The sequence below is a fragment of the Klebsiella sp. 28 genome (genome assembly GCF_018223905.1).
Classification (GTDB): domain Bacteria; phylum Pseudomonadota; class Gammaproteobacteria; order Enterobacterales; family Enterobacteriaceae; genus Klebsiella; species Klebsiella pneumoniae.
The window spans coordinates 1-2,213 of sequence record NZ_JAGRQY010000243.1; the positions used below are offsets into that span (position 1 = coordinate 1).

Annotated in this window: 1 protein-coding gene and 1 pseudogene; one reads left to right on the plus strand and one right to left on the minus strand. The window is 31.7% G+C overall.

The window, feature by feature from the left end:
- On the plus strand, nucleotides 1-1,994 hold a 1,994-nt coding region (locus tag KHQ28_RS27380), incomplete at its 5' end, for a retron Eco8 family effector endonuclease (protein ID WP_211777762.1).
- Between the two features lie 18 nt (nucleotides 1,995-2,012).
- Here the strand turns inward: KHQ28_RS27380 and KHQ28_RS29395 are convergent.
- Nucleotides 2,013-2,099: pseudogene (locus tag KHQ28_RS29395) on the minus strand (hypothetical protein); the annotation flags it as partial.
- Nucleotides 2,100-2,213: the final 114 nt, after the last annotated feature.

Sequence of the window (2,213 nt, forward strand, 5' to 3'; positions counted from 1 at the left end):
GCACTAATAATAACTCTCGATTTCATAAACATATATACAACACTCTTTTTAAAGAACCAAATAAAAATAAATTCACCGCACTTTTCGCACCCGAAAGAAAAAAACAAAATAGCGAATATTCCTTAACACTTACAATATCAAATGATGACTCAATATCATGGTCTACGAAAGATAAAAAACTTTTATCCCTAATTAAAATTATCTTCCCTTTTTTTTATATAGACACACGTAGAATGGATTTATACAACTGGGAAGACATATGGAGAATAATAAGTAGCATTAACTCCTTCAACTTTCAGAAAATAAGCGAAGATGAAATCCTGAAATTTTTAGATGAAAATATTTCATCTAGAGATGGCGACTACAAAAAATACATCACTCGCATTACTGATGTAATTGACACAAAACCATACACCTATAAAGAGAAAGTAATTAATTATATTAAGATAGCATTGAAAGGTCATATTTTCACGAACTCAGGTGAAGATATCCTTCATCAGTCTGATGGAACAAATTCACATAAATATATTGAAACAATTATTAAGTTGCTCATTTCGTTATCACGAACCGAGTTCATAACACCTACCATATATATAGACGAACCCGAGATAGGACTACATCCAAAACTTGGCGAGCAATTTATTACAACAATTCACACAACTTATAATAGATATAAAAAAAGCGTTCCCGAAAAGGAATCAGGAAAATACTCAACACCTTATCCTTGTTTAATTTTCAGCACCCATGCACCAAATATTTTAAAGCAAACTATTAAACTTTTTTCAACAGATCAGCAGATTTTGCATTTTTCTAAAAAGAATAAACACTCCACAAAGATATCTAAATTAAACTCACAATATAGTGATTTGCGTTTTATAAATATGTTTAGCGATAATGAAGCTAGACTTTTTTTCAGTGAGTATATTCTTTTCGTAGAAGGTTCCACTGAAATGGAAGTCTTCCAAAATAGTTCTTTAGCTAGAATTTATCCTGATTTAGGCAGGATTGACATATACGCCAGTGATGATGTTATGTTGAGAAATATAAACCCAACTTATTCTCAAGCAGCAATTCCTTTTTTAATTGTTAAAGATATAGACAAGGTGATTAAGCTTGACTATAAAAATGAAATATTAAGTCTGGATGGTGATGTTTCTCTAGTTAATAAACTAATACGAAAAGGCAGTTTAAAGTTTTATAATCCATCCTTAATAAAAAAAATTGACAGCGCAAAGGAAATAATAAGAGCGGATAAGTCTAAGAAGGAAATGTCGGTTGATGGCTTGTTTTTCAAAACATTTAAAATTGAAAATTTTGTGAGGGATTTCAATAAACTGTTAAAATCATTTAACCTTAATTATATGACAACTACAATAGAGGGTGCATTAATAAATGAGCATTCTTTAAAATACTTTTACAGATGGATTTGTCATATCGTTTTTAACCAGCTAGACGTCAATAATGAAAACCCTAAAAAAATGTTTGCTGGCTTAATGAGAACGTACAATCTTAAAGATGGAGCTATAAGTATATTAAATTCGGCTTTTGTTCTCTCAACTCATTTAAGTATATTAGATCCAGTGGAGCAAAAGCTGGTATTCAAGGTTAAAAAAAGGGCTCTTTTTTTAATTAAAAAAAGCATTAAAGGAGATTTTAAAAACAATAAAGAAATTACAACCCTATTTAGACTTCTTTTTGGAGGAAAAACTGCCACACTTATAAGTTTAGAAATGAATCTGAAAAAAAGCTGTCAAAGAATAGACCCATCTATTACAGCCACAATAAAGAAATATAAAAGCAATGAGCTTAAATTCTTACTCCCCTATACCACAAAAACTAGTGGCTGGGTTACCAGTTTTTTGGATTTTACGATAGCTAAGTTAGAGCAAGAAAATGCTGATAAGATAGCCGAGAATTTACGCTTCCTTTTCCCTGAAATTATATCTATAATAGAGCAAGCTTCTTCTTCGATAGATATAGGGGAGTTTCACTGAACGATTGTCGTTCCTAGCCCCTGCCTCGAATTCATTTTGAAATGATGTTTTAATAAAAATGTCAGTATAGAAATTTTTATCAATCTTGCTTATTTTTTCTTTCATAAAGCTTCTTCTCCGATACCAAGACCATCTTTACACCCCGTGAGGCTTAAAGCGGCCATCGCGACAATTGGCGGCGGCAAACTAGTGTTTGCAGGGGCTAGGAACGCCAATCGT